The sequence below is a fragment of the Bradyrhizobium sp. PSBB068 genome (assembly GCA_016839165.1).
Classification (GTDB): Bacteria; Pseudomonadota; Alphaproteobacteria; order Rhizobiales; family Xanthobacteraceae; genus Bradyrhizobium.
Genome location: CP069300.1, coordinates 3,757,970 through 3,773,286, shown reverse-complemented (window position 1 = coordinate 3,773,286; position 15,317 = coordinate 3,757,970). Strand labels below are relative to the sequence as shown.

Below are 15,317 nucleotides of genomic sequence, written 5' to 3'. Positions count from 1 at the left end.
TCACGACGTCCTGCAAGCATACCGGCCGTCCGCGCCGGCGATGCGCAGGACGCGGTTGAGGAAGACGCCCATCGACGGCGCGATCATCAGCGCGTCGTAGGTTTCAGCAGGCACGCCGCAATAGTGCTGATACCTGCCCCTGACCGCGACCAGCAGTGTCCGCGCGCCGGCGCTGTAGCAGACCCGCTGGACGATCGTGCTGCGATTGATGTCGCAGCAGTCGAAGTGCGAGAGATCGATGGTCGTGCTGTTGCCGAGGTCGACGGTCTCCGGGCCGATCGGCGCAGAGAACAGGCTGAGGATCAGCGCGGCGGCCCGGACCATGGCTCGGTTGCGACCTTCTCGTTTGCAACAGGCGGTCATGATACGTCACTGGACAGGGCGGTCAAAGTCGCGCTAACGACCGCCCAAATCGACAGCGTAGCGCTTTGGCGCCATTAACGAATTCCGGATCGAAACTTCATGAGCATGATCGACCCCACTGCGCGGATTGCGGATGGCGCTGTGATCGGGGCCGGCACCGAGATCGGTCCGTACTGCATCATCGGCCCCAACGTCGTGCTCGGTGAGAACTGCAAGCTGATCGCGCATGTCACGGTCAGTGGACATACCAGGATCGGCGCCGGCTGCGTCATCTCGCCGTTTGCCGCGCTCGGCGGGCCGCCGCAGGATCTCAGCTATCGCGGCGAGCCGACCCGTCTCGAAGTCGGCGAGGCCTGCACGATCCGCGAGGGCGTGACGATGAACGTCGGCACGATCAAGGGCGGCGGGCTCACCCGCGTGGGCGATCGCGGCTTCTTCATGAACAACAGCCATGTCGGCCACGACTGCATGGTCGGCAACGGCGTGATCTTCGCAACGTCGGCGACGCTCGGCGGTCATTGCGAGATCGGCGACTTCGTCTATATCGGCGGCCTGTCGGCGGTGCATCAGTTCACCCGGGTCGGCTCGCAGGTGATGATCGGCGGTGTTTGCGGCGTGCGCGGCGACATCATCCCGTTCGGGCTCGCCAACGGCCAGTACGCAGTGCTCGAAGGCCTCAACATCATCGGCATGCGCCGCCGCCAGTTCACCAAGGCGCGGCTCGCAACCGTGCGTGCGTTCTATCAGAAGCTGTTCCACGGCCCCGGCATCTTCGCCGAGCGGCTGGCTTCGGTGCAGCCGCTGGCGAGCGAGGATCCCGCGATCGCGGAAATCCTCACCTTCATCGAGGGCGGCAAGCTGCGGCCGCTCTGTCTTCCCGCCGGCACCAATTGAGCAGGGGATGGCCGCCAGCATGACGTCAGCGGCTCCCTCGCTTTCCTCGCCGGTCGGCGTGATCGCCGGCGGCGGTGCCATGCCGTTCGCGGTCGCCGATCAACTCGCCGCGCGCGGCATCACGCCGGTGCTGTTTGCACTGCGCGGCGCCTGCGATCCGGCACGTGCGCAGCGGTTTCGCCACCGCTGGATCTCGGTCGGTCAACTCGGGCGGGCGACGCGGCTATTTCGTGATGAAGGCTGCCGCGACCTGATCTTCATTGGCACCCTGGTGCGCCCGGCACTGTCGGAGATCAGAATCGACTGGGGCACGCTGCGCCTGCTCGGCCATGTCGTCCGCGCGTTTCGCGGCGGCGACGATCATTTGCTGTCGAGCGTCGGCCGCATCCTCGAGCAGCAAGGGTTCCGCATGGTCGGGATCAAGGATGTCGCGCCCGATCTCCTGATGCCCGAGGGCGCCGTGACCCGCGTGACACCCGACAGCGCCGCGCTCGCCGATATCGCGCGAGGCCGCGGCGTGCTCGATGCGCTCGGTCCGTTCGACATCGGCCAGGCCGCGGTGGTGATCGACGGTCACGTGGTCGCCGTCGAGGACATCGAGGGTACCGACGGGCTGCTGGCGCGGGTGGCGCGGCTGCGCGCCGAGGGGCGGATCCGTGCCAAGGCCGGCCGCGGCGTGCTGGTGAAGGCGCCGAAGAGCAAGCAGGATCTGCGCTTCGATCTGCCGACCATCGGCCCGCGGACGGTCGAGGGCGCGGCGACGGCGGGGATCGCCGGCATCGCCGTGATCGCCGGCAACACGCTCGCCGCCGAGCCGCAGGCCCTGATCGAGGCCGCCGACGCCAAGGGGCTGTTCGTCATCGGACTGGCGGGCTGATGCAGGCGCGTAGTCCCAGCACCGATCGCAAGATCTTCCTCATCGCCACCGAGGAATCCGGCGACCGTCTCGGCGCCGCGCTGATGAAGGTGCTGCGCCAGCGCCTCGGCGATAGCGTGCAGTTTTCCGGTGTCGGCGGCCGGGCGATGACCGCGGAGGGTATCGCTCCGCTGTTTCCGATCGAAGAACTCTCGATCGTTGGCCTTTCCGCCGTCGTGAAGCAACTGCCGAAAATCCTGCGGTTGATCAGCCGCACCGCCGACGCGGCGCTCGCCGACGCGCCCGATATGCTCGTCATCATCGACAGCCCCGACTTCACCCATCGCGTCGCCCGCCGGGTCCGCGCGCGCAATCCCGACATCCCGATCGTCGACTACGTGTCGCCGTCGGTCTGGGCCTGGCGGCCGGGCCGGGCGCGGGCGATGCGCGGTTATGTCGATCACGTGCTGGCGCTGCTGCCGTTCGAACCGGAGGAGTATCGCAAGCTGCAGGGACCGCCCTGCAGTTATGTCGGTCATCCCCTGACCGAGCAGCTCGCCTCGCTGCGCCCGAACGAGGAGGAGCAGAAGCGGCGCGACGGGCAGCCACCGGTTCTGCTGGTCCTGCCCGGAAGCCGGCGCAGCGAGATCAGGCATCATCTGGCGCTGTTCGGTGCTGCGCTCGGCAAGCTCAACCGGCAAATCCCGTTCGAGCTCGTGCTTCCCACCATGCCGCATCTCGAGGCGATGGTGCGCGAAGGGGTCGCCTCGTGGCCGGTGGCGCCGCGGCTCGCGATCGGCGAGATCGAGAAGCGCGCCGCATTCCGCGTCGCCCGTGCGGCGCTCGCGAAGTCCGGCACGGTGACGCTGGAGCTCGCGCTATCAGGGATTCCGATGGTGACGGCCTATCGCGTCGGCGCCGCCGAGGCGTTCATCCTGCGCCGCGCGATCCGGGTGTCGTCGGTGATCCTCGCCAATCTCGTCATCGGCAGCGATATCATCCCCGAGTTCCTGCAGGAGAACTGCACGCCGGACAAGCTCGCGGAGGCGCTGGTCGACGTGATCAAGGATTCGCCCGAGCGCCTGCGGCAGCTCGTCGCGTTCGCGACGATGGACGGCAAGATGTCGACCGGCGAGCAGCCGCCGAGCGTCCGCGCAGCCGACATCGTGCTGGCGGAATTGGGCCTGCGTTCGAGCTAACCGAAGTCGCTCGGGGCAAACGAAAACGGCGCCATCGGGAATGATGGCGCCGTCTCGATTTCGCTCAGGAACGAAGCTTACGTGCGCTTGTCGATCTGCACATAGTCGCGGCGCGCGACGCCGGTGTAAAGCTGGCGGGGACGACCGATCTTCTGCTGCGGATCCTCGATCATCTCGCTCCACTGGCTGATCCAGCCGACGGTGCGGGCGACCGCGAACAGCACGGTGAACATCGAGACCGGGAAGCCCATCGCCTTCAGCGTGATGCCCGAATAGAAGTCGACGTTCGGATAGAGCTTGCGATCGATGAAGTAGGGATCGCTGAGCGCGATCCTCTCGAGCTCCATCGCGACCTTGAGCATCGGATCGTCGCCGTGCCCGGTCTCTTTCAGCACCGCGTGACACATCTTCTGCATGATCTTGGCGCGCGGGTCGTAGTTCTTGTAGACGCGGTGGCCGAAGCCCATCAGGCGGACTTCGCTGTTCTTGTCCTTCACCTTGGCGATGAAGTCCGGAATGTTTTCGACCTTGCCGATGCCGTAGAGCATGTTGAGCGCGGCTTCGTTGGCGCCGCCATGCGCCGGGCCCCACAGGCAGGCGATGCCGGCCGCGATGCAGGCGAACGGGTTGGCGCCGGAGGAGCCGGCGATGCGCACCGTCGAGGTCGAGGCGTTCTGCTCGTGGTCGGCGTGCAGGATGAAGATCTTGTCGAGTGCGTCGGCGAGCACCGGATTGATCTTGTAGTCCTCGCAGGGCACCGCGAAGCACATGTTGAGGAAGTTCTCGGCAAAGGACAGCGAGTTCTTCGGATAGATGAAGGGCTGGCCGATCGTGTACTTGTAGGCCATCGCCGCCAGCGTCGGCACCTTCGCGATCATCCGCATCGAGGCGATCATGCGCTGCCGTGGATCGTTGATGTCGGTGGAGTCGTGATAGAACGCGGCGAGCGCGCCGACGGCAGCCACCATGATTGCCATCGGATGCGCGTCGCGGCGGAAGCCCTGGAAGAAGCGGGCCATCTGCTCATGCACCATCGTGTGATGGATCACGCGGTGGTCGAAGTCCTTCTTCTGCGCCGGGGTCGGCAGCTCCCCGTAGAGCAGCAGGTAGCAGGTTTCGAGGAAATCGCCGTGCTCGGCGAGCTGCTCGATCGGATAGCCGCGGTATTCGAGAACACCGGCATCGCCATCGATGTAGGTGATCTTCGACTGGCAGCTGCCGGTCGAGGTGAAGCCGGGGTCGTAAGTGAACACCCCGGCCTGGCCGTAGAGCTTGCCGATGTCGATGACATCGGGCCCAACCGTGCCGCTCAGGATCGGGAAATCGTAGTTCTTGTTGCCGATGGTGAGTGTGGCTGTCTTGCTGGATTTTGCGTCCATCGTGATATCCCCGATGAATTCGTTGCGAAAACCGACCATGCCCAGTCGCTAAATTGCGGCCCATGGCCGGGCGGAACGGCTTGTGGAGAAAGCGTCCCGGGATGGGTAGCTCATTGCCATGTGCGCTGCAAGATGGACCCTGGAGGGGGTCCATGCAGGATTACGCCGCCTGATCGCCGAGACGGGCAAGACACTCCTGGCGTCCCAGCACGGCCAGCACGTCGAAGATGCCGGGCGACGTCGTACGCCCGGTCAGCGCCACCCGCAGCGGCTGGGCGACGGCGCCGAGTTTCAGATTGTTCTGTTCGGCGAAATTCCGCATGGCGGCCTCGGTGGTTTCCGCCGTCCAGTCGTTCACGGCTTCGAGCGCGGTGCGCAGGCGGCCGATCAATGCGCGCGTTTCCGGCGTCAGTAGCGCCACGGCTTTCGGATCAAGCTCAAGCGGCCGATCGGCGAAAATGAAATAGGCGCCCGCGATCAGCTCGAGCAGCGTCTTGGCGCGCTCCTTCAGGCTCGGCATCGCCCGCAGCAATTGCGCGCGGGTGGTGTCGTTGAGCTTGGCCTTCAGCGCGGCGCCCTCGGGCACATAATCCAGCACACTCTCGAACTGGGTCACGAGGGATTGATCGTCGCTCTGCCGGATGTAGTGACCGTTGAGGTTCTCCAGCTTGGCGAAATCGAACCGCGCCGCCGAGCGGCCGATACCCGGGAGATCGAACGCGTCGATCATCTCCTGGGTCGAGAAGATCTCCTGGTCGCCATGGCTCCAGCCGAGTCGGACCAGGTAGTTGCGCAAGGCGGCCGGCAGATAGCCCAGCGCGCGATAGGCATCGACGCCGAGCGCGCCGTGGCGCTTCGACAGTTTCGAGCCGTCAGGACCGTGGATCAGCGGAATGTGGGACATGCTCGGCAGCTCCCACTCCAGCGCGTCGTAGATCTGCTTCTGGCGCGCCGCGTTGATCAAATGGTCGTCGCCGCGGATGATGTGGGTAACGCCCATGTCGTGGTCGTCGACCACGACCGCGAGCATGTAGGTCGGGGTGCCGTCGCCGCGCAGCAGGACGAGGTCGTCGAGATTCTCGTTCTGCCAGACCACGCGGCCCTGGACCTGATCCTCGATCACGGTCTCGCCGGTCTGCGGCGCCTTCAGGCGGATGGTCGGCTTGACGTCCGTAGGCGCGGTGGCCGGATCGCGGTCGCGCCACATGCCGTCATAGAGCCGGGTGCGGCCCTCGGCGCGCGCCGTCTCGCGCATCGCGGTGAGCTCCTGTGGTGTGGCGTAGCAGTAATAGGCCCGCCCGGCGGCGAGCAGACCCTCGGCGACCTCGCGATGGCGGGCGGCGCGGCTGAACTGGTAGATGACGTCGCCGTCCCAATCGAGCTCGAGCCATTTCAGGCCGTCGAGGATGGCGTCGATCGCCTCCTTGGTGGAGCGTTCGCGGTCGGTATCCTCGATCCGGAGCAGCATCTTGCCGCCGAGCTTCCTGGCATAGAGCCAGTTGAACAGCGCGGTGCGGGCACCTCCGATGTGGAGGAAGCCGGTCGGTGAGGGGGCGAAGCGGGTAACGACGGAATTGGTCATGATGGTGCAGGGCGTATGTGTGAACGGCGGTGGTGTATAGCAGGAACCGAACATAACTAAAGGCTCGAGCGGGCATTTTGGCGGGCAAACCGGGCTTGGCCCGGCGGCCCGAATTTGGCAGAAGATCAGCCAGACTCCTCCAGGGAACCCTTTGATGACGACTGACACGACGGCAGAGGCAGGGCGCGACTTCATCCGCGACATCGTCCAGGCCGATCTTTCCTCCCACAAGCACAACCGGATCGTGACCCGCTTTCCGCCGGAGCCGAACGGCTACCTGCATATCGGCCACGCCAAGTCGATCGCGCTGAATTTCGGCATCGCGCAGGAGTTCGGCGGCCAGTGCAATTTGCGCTTCGACGACACCAATCCGACCAAGGAGGAGCAGGAATACATCGACTCGATCCAGGCCGACGTCCATTGGCTCGGCTACGATTGGGGCAAAAACCTCTTCTATGCGTCCGACTATTTCGAGCGTCTGTACGATTGGGCCGAGGGCTTGATCAAGGCGGGTTATGCCTATGTCGACGACCAGTCGCAGGAGGAGATCCGCACCTCCCGCGGCACGCTGACCGAGCCCGGCAAGAACTCGCCGTTCCGCGACCGTTCGGTGGAGGAGAATCTCGACCTGTTCCGCCGCATGAAGGCCGGCGAGTTTCCGAACGGCACCCGCGTGCTGCGCGCCAAGATCGACATGGCGGCCGGCAACATCAACCTGCGCGACCCCGTGCTCTACCGCATCCTGCACGCCCACCATCCGCGCACAGGCGACAAATGGTCGATCTACCCGAGCTACGACTACGCGCATGGCCAGTCGGACGCGATCGAGGGCATCACCCATTCGATCTGCACGCTGGAGTTCGAGGATCACCGTCCACTCTATGAGTGGCTGCTCGACAAGCTGCCGGTGCCGTCGAAGCCGCGCCAGTACGAGTTTGCGCGGCTGAACCTGACCTACACGCTGCTGTCCAAGCGCGTGCTGACCCAGCTGGTCCGTGACGGCCACGTCTCGGGCTGGGACGATCCGAGGATGCCGACCGTCGCCGGTCTCAAGCGGCGCGGCGTGCCGCCGGCCGCGGTGCGCGAGTTCATCAAGCGTATCGGCGTCGCCAAGGCCAACAGCGTGGTCGATGTCGGCATGCTGGAATTTTGCATCCGCGAGGAGCTGAACCGCACGGCGCTGCGCCGCATGGCGGTGCTGCGGCCGCTCAAGGTCGTGATCGAGAACTATCCGGAAGGCCAGGTCGAGGAGATCGAGGCGATCAACCATCCCGACAATCCGGATGCCGGCACCCGCAAGGTCTCCTTCGGCCGCGAGCTCTATATCGAACGCGACGACTTCATGGAGAACCCGCCGAAGAAGTTCTTCCGCCTCTCGCCCGGCAACGAGGTGCGGCTGCGCTATGCCTACTTCATCAAGTGCACCGGCGTGATCAAGGACGCCGCCGGCGAGATCATGGAGCTGCGCGCGACCTACGATCCCCTGACCAAGGGCGGCAACGCGCCCGACGGCCGCAAGGTGAAGGCGACGATGCACTGGCTGCCGGCAGCACAATCGAAGCCGGCCGAGATCCGGATCTACAATCAGCTGTTCGCAAACCCGAGCCCGAACGCCGCCGATTTCGCTGCCGACCTCAACCCGCAGTCGCTGGAAGTGCTCAGCGATGCCCGGGTCGAGCCGGCGATCGCCGAGGGCAATTCGCCCGATCCGATGCAGTTTGAGCGGCAGGGCTATTTCGTGCGCGATGCAGATTCGACGCAGGACAAGCTCGTATTCAACCGCACCATCGGCCTGCGCGACACCTTCGCCAAGGAAGTCGGCGGCAAGAGCTAGGACGGTCCGGCGCGGACAGCAGACGGAGGGGATCGATGAGTGAAGCCAACGAGATCGCCTCCGCCGTCATCACGAACTGGTCGGCGGGTTTTGGCAAGCTCGATGCGGAGGCGCTTGCCGCGCTTTATTCGAAGAGCGCGTTCTTCTTCGGCTCGAACCCGACGCTCTATCGCGGCCGCGACGGCGTCAAAGCTTATTTTGACGGCTTGCCACGCTGGAGCGCGCCACGCGTTCAGTTCAGCGATGTGGCGGCGGAGCGCGTGAACGCCGATCTCGTAAACATGGCGGGGATCGCTTCGTTTTTCCTCGACGGCGATGCGCCGTCGCTCGCCGTCAAGATCACCTGGGTGATCGCGCGCGAGGACGGCGACTGGAAGATCGCCTGCCATCATGTCTCGTCGCAGGCGTCGCTGATCTAGGCGCTCAGCAGAGCCCAGCGGTCCGTGCCGGTTCACAGCCTTCGGTTGCGCGTTGCGGTTTCGTTCCCGTAGTCGGGTGACTGCGGCATCCGCTAGCCTGTCGACCGGCAGGGATCGCAAGCGGAATGGCGGAGCAGGGTACGACCCCGGGCGGCAAACGCGGCTACGCGGGCACGTGGCCGCCGCGCGCCGCTGTCCCGGCCGGCGGTTATCTGCCGGTGTCCGCCAGCAGCTGGCGGCCCTTCGTCGAGACGCTGCGGCAATGGGCGCGGGCGGAGACCGGCGCCGGTCGCTTGTTGCCGTGGGTGCCGGTGGCGTTCGGGACCGGTATTGCGTTCTATTTCGCGGCAGAGCACGAGCCGGTGCTGTCGGTTTCGGTGATCGTCGCAATTGCGCTCTGCCTGGTAGCCGTTCTGCTGCGACGGCACAGGATCTTCCCCGCCATCGTGATGCTGGCTGCGGTCGCGGCAGGCTTTGCGACCGCGACATGGAAGACGGCGCGGATCGCCCATGGCGTGCTGGCGCGGCCGATGTTCTCGGTGGCGCTGACCGGCTTCGTCGAGACGCGCGACATCCGCGAGAAGACCGACCGTTTCGTGCTGCGCGTGGTCTCGATGGAGAGCCCGCGCGACAACACGAAGTTGGAGCGTGTCAGGCTTTCGGTGAAGAAAGGCACCGCGCCCGAGGTCGGCAGTTTCGTCGAATTGAAGGCGCGGCTGATGCCGCCGCTCGGGCCCCAGCGCCCGGGTTCCTATGATTTCGGCCGCGACCTGTATTTCCAGGGTATCGGTGCCTCCGGCTTCGTGATGGGCGCGATCAAGACCTCGGAGCCGCCGGCGGCCGGTGGCTTCGCGCTGCGCTATGCTGCGATCATGCAGGGCCTGCGTGACGCCATCGATGCCCGCATCCGCACTACGCTCGATGGCGATCAGCGTGCGATCGCCACCGCGCTGCTCACCGGCCGCCGCGATGCGATCACGACGCCGGTCAACGACGCGATGTTCATTTCGGGGCTCGGCCATGTGCTGTCGATCTCCGGCTACCACATGGCTGTCGTCGCCGGCGTCGTGTTCTTCACGATCCGCGCGTTGCTGGCGCTGTTTCCGGCGCTGACGGCGGGACATCCGATCAAGAAGTGGGCGGCGGCGGCCGCGCTCGTTGCCGCGGCGTTCTATCTGCTGCTGTCGGGCGCGGAGGTCGCGACCCAGCGGTCGTTCTTCATGACGGCCGTGGTGCTGATCGCGGTGATCGTCGACCGCCGCGCCATCACCTTCCGAACGCTGGCGGTGGCGGCGCTGATCGTGCTCGCGATCGCGCCGGAGGCGCTGGTGCATCCGAGCTTCCAGATGTCGTTTGCCGCGACGCTGGGGCTGGTGGCGCTGGTGCAGATCGGGCTGCCGAACCTCTTGGCATCGCCCGACCATTCGGTCACCGCGCGCCTTGCGCTGTGGGGCGGGCGTGAGCTCATGGTGCTCACGCTGGCCTCGCTGGTGGCGGGGCTCGCGACGACGCCCTACGCCGCGTTCCACTTCCATCGCGTCACGCCCTACGGTCTGCTCGCGAACCTTGCGGCGATGCCGGTGGTGTCGGCCGTCGTGATGCCGGCGGGTCTGCTCGGGCTCCTCGCGATGCCGTTCGGCTTCGACGGCGTATTCTGGGCGATCATGGGGTTCGGCATCGACTGGATGATCCTGGTGACGCAATGGGTCGCGGCGCTCCCAGGCGCCGTCGGCCGGATGGCGGCTTTCGGCGTCGGGCCGATGATCGCGGCGAGCGCCGGTCTGATCCTGCTCGGGCTGCTGCGCACGCCACTGCGTTGGTCCGGCGCGGTGTTGCTGGTGGTGGCGTCGGTCTGGGCGGTGCGGGTGCCGCAGCCGGACGTGCTGGTTTCCGCCGATGGCCGCAACGTCGCGGTGCGGGGCGGCGACGGGCGGCTGCATCTGATGCACAGCGCCAAGGACGCTTTCCTCGTGAAGGAGTGGCTGGCGGCGGATGCCGATGCGAGGGCCGCCACCGATCCGTCGCTCGGCGAGGGCGTCTCCTGCGATCCCAGCGGCTGCGTGACGCAAGGGACCGGCGGTGCCTTCGTCGCGCTGGCGACCCGGCCGGAGGCATTGGCCGACGATTGCGAGCGTGCCGCGCTGATCGTGGCCACGCGGCCGGCCCCGCGGGACTGCTCCGCTTCCGTGATCGACACCGAGCGGCTGCGGCGTCACGGCGCCCTGATGCTGCGGCGGATCAGGGACGGCTACGCCATCGAGGCGGTCAGGCCGGGCGGGATCGACCGGCCGTGGTCGCCGGCGGTTCCCGGCGACGGTGAAAGCGAGCCCATATTGCGCGTGCCCGCTGCGGCGCCACGGCCGGCCGTCGACGCGACGCCGTCCGAGGTGGACGTGCAGGGCGAGGATTAGCCCGGACCGGGCGACGTGCCGGAGGGCAGCTCGAACAGGCCGAGGTGGTACTCGTCGGAGTCGGGGCCGCCATCGGGCTTCTTGACGAGGGTAAACACCGCCTCGGGAAACTGCTCCCAGACCTTCAGGTCGTCAGCCGTGACCGTCAGCCAACCGAACCGGAACATGTAGCGGCCCGGTTCCGTGACGCGTCCAGCCTTTTGCCAAGTGACCTTATCGACCACCGCGCACGTCCTCCGTGCACGATGATGCGCCAACCCGTCCGCCGACGCAAATGCCGTCCGTCGACACAAATCGCCCTACGCGCCCCGGAACCCGACGTCCGGGGGCGCTCGAAATCGCTTAGGTCATCTGCCGCCGAATGGATCCTTCCGCGGCGACGATGCGTTCAACCCAAAAACAGCGACGCGAATGCGGAGGGCCGCCGCTCCACAACCTTCGGCTTCTGTTCGATCTGCGGATGCAATGCCGGCAATTGTAGCACACTGACGCGCTGTCCCTCGACAAGCTGAGTCACCAGCACGTGGCTGCCGTCGGGGAATTCGACCGCGTCGTGATGGCGATCCGGCACGTCGGGCTCGACTTCGTTGAACACGCCGACGCGGAAGTTCATCGTCTTGGTCCAGATCCAGCGGCTGTCGTAGCGAACGTTCTCGGCGAAAGCGAGCTCGGTGCCCGGCAGCATGCAGACCGCGACAGTGGGATCGTTCTCCGAAGCAAAGCCGCGGGTCGAGGTGCCGCGGAAAGTCGTCGTGATCAGCGTCTCTCCGACAATGGCGGGGCGCGATGCCACGGCGTGCAGACTGTAGTCACACATCGGATGGCTCCTCATTGAGGTAGCGACCCGTGCCTCTCCATGAGGCATAGGGCCTCTACCAGAGTGGACGATAGCGAACGAGTGTCTGCTCGTTTCTGGGCGATTGTACGACTGCTCCGCGAACGCGCCGATCACAAACACGCGACGCTGCGTGAGAGGTATCGGAGCGCATCAGCCAGCCTGCACGAGAAGCCGCGCGTGACGCTATCTTTCAAGGAACGGTCCGATGTGCCGCTCGTTCCTCGCCGCCGCAAGTATTTGCATTCAGTACTTGCGGTAGAGGCCGATCAGCTTGCCCTGGATGCGGACCCGGTTCGGCGGCAGGATGCGCACTTCATAGGCCGTGTTGGCCGGCTCCAGCGCGATCGACGCTCCGCGGCGGCGGAAGCGCTTCAGGGTGGCTTCCTCCTCGTCGATCAGCGCCACCACGATATCGCCGGTGTTGGCGACGTCGTTGCGCTGGATCAGCGCCATGTCGCCGTCGAGGATACCGGCATCGACCATCGAATCGCCGCGCACTTCCAGCGCATAGTGTTCGCCGGCGCCGAGCATGTCGGGCGGCACGCTGATGGTGTGGCTACGGGTCTGCAGCGCCTCGATCGGCGTACCGGCGGCGATCCGGCCCATCACGGGCACGGCGACCGGCCGGTTGCCGTCGTCCTCGGCGATCGGCGGCGTGCTGGTGCGCTTGCCGAGGGTGCCTTCGATCACGCTCGGGGTGAAGCCGCGGCGGCCATTGCCGCCGCCGGCCGACAGCTCGGGCAATTTGATGACTTCGATGGCGCGGGCGCGGTTGGGCAAGCGGCGGATGAAGCCGCGCTCCTCCAGCGCAGTGATCAGGCGGTGGATACCGGACTTCGAGCGCAGGTCGAGCGCATCCTTCATCTCGTCGAAGGAGGGCGGCACGCCGGCCTCTTTCAGACGTTCATTGATGAAACGCAGAAGTTCGTACTGTTTGCGCGTGAGCATCTCGAGTATTCCCCCGGTTGATAGCGTCGTTCGATTCCGAGACTCTTCAGTGGGGCCTGCACGCCGGGCCTGACCTCCGAAGCACGGTGCTCATTGCAAGCACTCCCTCGCGGCCTCCCGATTGTAGACACCAGTACTCGAAACAAATCATGAACGGACACTATATGTTCGATATGTGTTCCGCAACCACTTAATTTCAGGTGAACGTATCGGGCAACGCACAACGAGCGGGCCGCGAAAGCCCTCACTCGGGCAGCGTCAGGATCTCGCATTCACTGCCTTTGATGGCAGCAGGCGCAAACGGCGGACGCACGAGAAGTGCCCGCGCCGCAGCAAGATTCCCGAGCAGCGACGAGTCCTGCTGCATGACAGGCGTTGCGATCAGCGTGCCGTCATCGTTCTCCTCGAGACGTGCGCGCAGATAGTCCTCGCGCTGATCATTGGCGGCGAGGTCGCGGCCGAGCAGGGCGGTGGTGCGGACATGATGAATCGTTTTCCGGCCGCTCAGCGCCCGAATCAACGGCACCAGGAACAGGAAGGCGCAGACATAGGATGACACCGGATTGCCGGGCAGGCCGATCACCCGCATCGCGCCTAACCGGCCATGCATCATCGGCTTGCCGGGCCGCATCGCGATCCGCCAGAACGCCATCCTGACGCCCTCGGCCTCCAGCGACTGCTTGACCAGGTCGTGGTCGCCGACCGAGGCGCCGCCGGTCGTAATCAGGATGTCGGCTTCAGTCTCGCGCGCCCGGCGGATGCCGGCCGTGGTCGCCTCCAACGTGTCGGCGGCAACCCCGAGGTCGACGGTCTCGGCGCCTTCGGCGCGCGCCAGCGCCCGCAGCGCATAGCCGTTGGAGTAGACGATCTGGCCCGGACCGGGCTTCGAGCCCGGCATCACCAGTTCGTCGCCGGTTGCCAGCACCGCGACCTTCGGGCGGCGGTGGACCGCGAGCTCCGGATAGTTCATGGCCGCGGCGAGCGACAGGGCGCGATCCGACAGCCGGCTGCCGGCGGTGAGCAGCACGTCGCCCTCGCGGAAGTCGACGCCCGCGGCACGGATGTGCCGTCCGGTGGCAGCCGCCTCTGTTATCGCGATGTGGTCGCCGTCGACCCTTGTGTCCTCCTGGATGATCACGGCGTCGGCGCCGTCGGGGATGACGCCGCCGGTAAAGATCCGCACCGCTTCGCCGGCTCCGACCGTCCGCTCGAACGGCCGGCCGGCCGCAACTTCGCCGATCACCTTGAGCCGGGCCGAGAGACTGGCCGCATCGGCTGCACGGACGGCGTAGCCGTCCATCGCCGACATCGGCAGCGGCGGCTGGGTGCGCAGCGCGGCGAGGTCGCGCGCCAGGGTGCGGTGATAGGCGGCATCGAGCGCGACCATCTCCTGCGGCAGCGGCTCGGCGCCGGCGAGGACGGCAGATAGGGCATCGGCAACCGGCATCAGGGCCATGCTCGGAACTCCTTCATTCCCAAGGTTCAAATCCCAAGCGCTTCGAATCCCAAGCGCTTCGAATCCCAAGCGCCTCAAATCCCAAGCGCCTCAAATCCCAAGCGCCTCAAATCCCAAGTGCGGTGAGTGCCCCGGCCACGTCATCCGTCGATGTCACGTGGATGGCACGGAGGCCGCGCGCCCGCGCACCCTCGATATTGGCGGCCAGGTCGTCGAAGAACAGGATCCGCGACGCCGGCACCCCGATGGCTTTTACCACATGATCGTAGGCCTCGGCGTCGGGTTTGCGGAAGCCGATGCTCGACGACAGGAAGACCGTTCGGAAATGGCTGAGCAGCTCGGCATGGATGACCGAGAAATGCGCGACATGAGCCGGATTGGTGTTGGAGAAGGCATAGAGCGGCATTCGCTTGGCGGCGGCCGCGAGCAGGGGAGCGATGCCCGGCATCTCGCCGGTGAAGATCGTGTTCCAGCCTTCGAGGAACTGGGCGTCGGTGATGTCGATACCGAGCGTCCGGCGCAGGTTTGCGAAGAATGCGGCGTCGTCGATCCGGCCGATCTCGTGATGCCTGAAGCTGTCGTCGACGACGAAGCGGCTGGCGAGTTCGGCCGGTGCGCAGCCGGCATGCTGCGCCCAGCACGCCATCACCTTGTCAAAGTCGATGTCGAGCACGACGCGGCCGATATCGAACAGCAGCACGTCGATGGAATCGGGAGAGAGTTGCGAGGTCATTGCGTGAAACCGTGTACGAGAATTGCGGGCGGGCGGCAATGTCCCCGATTTGTGCTGCAGGCATGCGACGTTGGACAGCACGGCACTTGGGATGACACCGACTATGTTGCCCGGTCTGTCTCGGCGCCGTCACCTGCTGATCCGGGCCGGCAACGCGCAACGCCGCCCGCATTGAAATATGACGGGCGGCGCTGGTTCTAGCCCCAGGAGGGATGACAAAATCCTGACCGTACGGATACGCATGAGAAAGGAACAGGGTTCACTGCTTTGGCCCCGTACGATTCCGGTCATCCGAAGGTGCAGAGCAAAGCGTTTCTATACGGTCTAGGATGGCGCGACTGAGTTGCTCTGGCCTCGGCGACCCCCCTCGCTGGGGCCCTTTCTTGATGCCCTGGCGTCGCCATG

14 protein-coding genes are annotated in these 15,317 nt (G+C 65.9%); 6 read left to right on the top strand and 8 right to left on the bottom strand.

Annotated features, from left to right (window positions below; all coding sequences use genetic code 11):
- Positions 1 to 324 (bottom strand): KTSC domain-containing protein, encoded by a 324-nt coding sequence (locus JQ507_17420; protein QRI66813.1) that lies wholly within the window; start codon positions 322 to 324, stop codon positions 1 to 3.
- Positions 325 to 462: 138 nt separating this feature from the next.
- Between JQ507_17420 and lpxA the strand changes: the two genes are divergently transcribed.
- Genes lpxA through lpxB form a run of 3 tightly spaced genes read left to right on the top strand, consistent with a single transcriptional unit; the run spans position 463 to position 3,312 of the window.
- A complete protein-coding gene (lpxA, locus tag JQ507_17415) occupies positions 463 to 1,257 on the top strand; it encodes an acyl-ACP--UDP-N-acetylglucosamine O-acyltransferase (protein QRI66812.1) in 795 nt (264 codons plus the stop codon).
- Positions 1,258 to 1,276: 19 nt separating this feature from the next.
- Positions 1,277 to 2,134 carry a UDP-2,3-diacylglucosamine diphosphatase LpxI gene (gene lpxI / locus JQ507_17410; protein QRI66811.1) on the top strand — a complete coding sequence of 286 codons (858 nt, stop codon included), beginning with the start codon at positions 1,277 to 1,279 and terminating at the stop codon, positions 2,132 to 2,134.
- A complete protein-coding gene (gene lpxB / locus JQ507_17405; GenBank protein ID QRI66810.1) occupies positions 2,134 to 3,312 on the top strand; it encodes a lipid-A-disaccharide synthase in 1,179 nt (392 codons plus the stop codon). The genes lpxI and lpxB overlap by 1 nt, the downstream gene beginning before the upstream one ends.
- A gap of 77 nt (positions 3,313 to 3,389) precedes the next feature.
- Here the strand turns inward: lpxB and gltA are convergent, their stop codons facing one another.
- Together gltA and JQ507_17395 are read right to left on the bottom strand one after the other, a co-directional pair.
- On the bottom strand, positions 3,390 to 4,691 hold the full coding sequence (gene gltA / locus JQ507_17400; protein QRI73117.1) for a citrate (Si)-synthase: 1,302 nt from the start codon (positions 4,689 to 4,691) through the stop codon (positions 3,390 to 3,392).
- A gap of 160 nt (positions 4,692 to 4,851) precedes the next feature.
- A complete protein-coding gene (locus tag JQ507_17395; protein QRI73116.1) occupies positions 4,852 to 6,273 on the bottom strand; it encodes a glutamate--tRNA ligase in 1,422 nt (473 codons plus the stop codon).
- Positions 6,274 to 6,427: 154 nt separating this feature from the next.
- Here JQ507_17395 and JQ507_17390 point away from each other — a divergent pair, with 154 nt between their 5' ends.
- The 3 genes from JQ507_17390 to JQ507_17380 all read left to right on the top strand — a co-directional run bounded on the left by JQ507_17390 (position 6,428) and on the right by JQ507_17380 (position 10,937).
- Positions 6,428 to 8,107, top strand: a complete 1,680-nt coding sequence (locus JQ507_17390; GenBank protein QRI73115.1) for a glutamine--tRNA ligase/YqeY domain fusion protein — start codon at positions 6,428 to 6,430, stop codon at positions 8,105 to 8,107.
- Between the two features lie 35 nt (positions 8,108 to 8,142).
- Positions 8,143 to 8,526, top strand: coding sequence for a DUF4440 domain-containing protein (locus JQ507_17385; GenBank protein QRI73114.1), 384 nt, complete (start codon positions 8,143 to 8,145; stop codon positions 8,524 to 8,526).
- 125 nt (positions 8,527 to 8,651) lie between these two features.
- On the top strand, positions 8,652 to 10,937 hold the full coding sequence (locus JQ507_17380) for a ComEC family competence protein (protein QRI73113.1): 2,286 nt from the start codon (positions 8,652 to 8,654) through the stop codon (positions 10,935 to 10,937).
- Here JQ507_17380 and JQ507_17375 read toward each other — a convergent pair.
- From JQ507_17375 to JQ507_17355, 5 genes are all read right to left on the bottom strand, one after another.
- Positions 10,934 to 11,161 (bottom strand): hypothetical protein, encoded by a 228-nt coding sequence (locus tag JQ507_17375; GenBank protein QRI73112.1) that lies wholly within the window; start codon positions 11,159 to 11,161, stop codon positions 10,934 to 10,936. The two genes, JQ507_17380 and JQ507_17375, sit on opposite strands and share 4 nt — an antisense overlap.
- 164 nt (positions 11,162 to 11,325) lie before the next feature.
- Positions 11,326 to 11,754 carry a hypothetical protein gene (locus tag JQ507_17370; GenBank protein ID QRI73111.1) on the bottom strand — a complete coding sequence of 143 codons (429 nt, stop codon included), beginning with the start codon at positions 11,752 to 11,754 and terminating at the stop codon, positions 11,326 to 11,328.
- Positions 11,755 to 12,018: 264 nt separating this feature from the next.
- Positions 12,019 to 12,723 (bottom strand): transcriptional repressor LexA, encoded by a 705-nt coding sequence (gene lexA, locus JQ507_17365; protein QRI73110.1) that lies wholly within the window; start codon positions 12,721 to 12,723, stop codon positions 12,019 to 12,021.
- Positions 12,724 to 12,967: 244 nt separating this feature from the next.
- Positions 12,968 to 14,179 carry a molybdopterin molybdotransferase MoeA gene (locus tag JQ507_17360; GenBank protein ID QRI73109.1) on the bottom strand — a complete coding sequence of 404 codons (1,212 nt, stop codon included), beginning with the start codon at positions 14,177 to 14,179 and terminating at the stop codon, positions 12,968 to 12,970.
- A 106-nt stretch (positions 14,180 to 14,285) separates the two neighbouring features.
- Positions 14,286 to 14,912, bottom strand: coding sequence for an HAD family phosphatase (locus JQ507_17355; protein QRI73108.1), 627 nt, complete (start codon positions 14,910 to 14,912; stop codon positions 14,286 to 14,288).
- Between the last annotated feature and the right edge of the window lie 405 nt (positions 14,913 to 15,317).

What these genes read in the sequence shown, in the direction of transcription:
- lpxI (QRI66811.1), top strand. Translation starts at nt 1,277, where the DNA reads ATGACGTCAGCGGCTCCCTCGCTTTCCTCGCCGGTCGGCGTGATCGCC.
- JQ507_17390 (QRI73115.1), top strand. Translation starts at nt 6,428, where the DNA reads ATGACGACTGACACGACGGCAGAGGCAGGGCGCGACTTCATCCGCGAC.
- gltA (QRI73117.1), bottom strand. Translation starts at nt 4,691, where the DNA reads ATGGACGCAAAATCCAGCAAGACAGCCACACTCACCATCGGCAACAAG.
- JQ507_17395 (QRI73116.1), bottom strand. Translation starts at nt 6,273, where the DNA reads ATGACCAATTCCGTCGTTACCCGCTTCGCCCCCTCACCGACCGGCTTC.
- JQ507_17385 (QRI73114.1), top strand. Translation starts at nt 8,143, where the DNA reads ATGAGTGAAGCCAACGAGATCGCCTCCGCCGTCATCACGAACTGGTCG.
- lexA (QRI73110.1), bottom strand. Translation starts at nt 12,723, where the DNA reads ATGCTCACGCGCAAACAGTACGAACTTCTGCGTTTCATCAATGAACGT.
- lpxA (QRI66812.1), top strand. Translation starts at nt 463, where the DNA reads ATGAGCATGATCGACCCCACTGCGCGGATTGCGGATGGCGCTGTGATC.
- lpxB (QRI66810.1), top strand. Translation starts at nt 2,134, where the DNA reads ATGCAGGCGCGTAGTCCCAGCACCGATCGCAAGATCTTCCTCATCGCC.
- JQ507_17370 (QRI73111.1), bottom strand. Translation starts at nt 11,754, where the DNA reads ATGTGTGACTACAGTCTGCACGCCGTGGCATCGCGCCCCGCCATTGTC.
- JQ507_17355 (QRI73108.1), bottom strand. Translation starts at nt 14,912, where the DNA reads ATGACCTCGCAACTCTCTCCCGATTCCATCGACGTGCTGCTGTTCGAT.
- JQ507_17420 (QRI66813.1), bottom strand. Translation starts at nt 324, where the DNA reads ATGGTCCGGGCCGCCGCGCTGATCCTCAGCCTGTTCTCTGCGCCGATC.
- JQ507_17360 (QRI73109.1), bottom strand. Translation starts at nt 14,179, where the DNA reads ATGGCCCTGATGCCGGTTGCCGATGCCCTATCTGCCGTCCTCGCCGGC.
- JQ507_17380 (QRI73113.1), top strand. Translation starts at nt 8,652, where the DNA reads ATGGCGGAGCAGGGTACGACCCCGGGCGGCAAACGCGGCTACGCGGGC.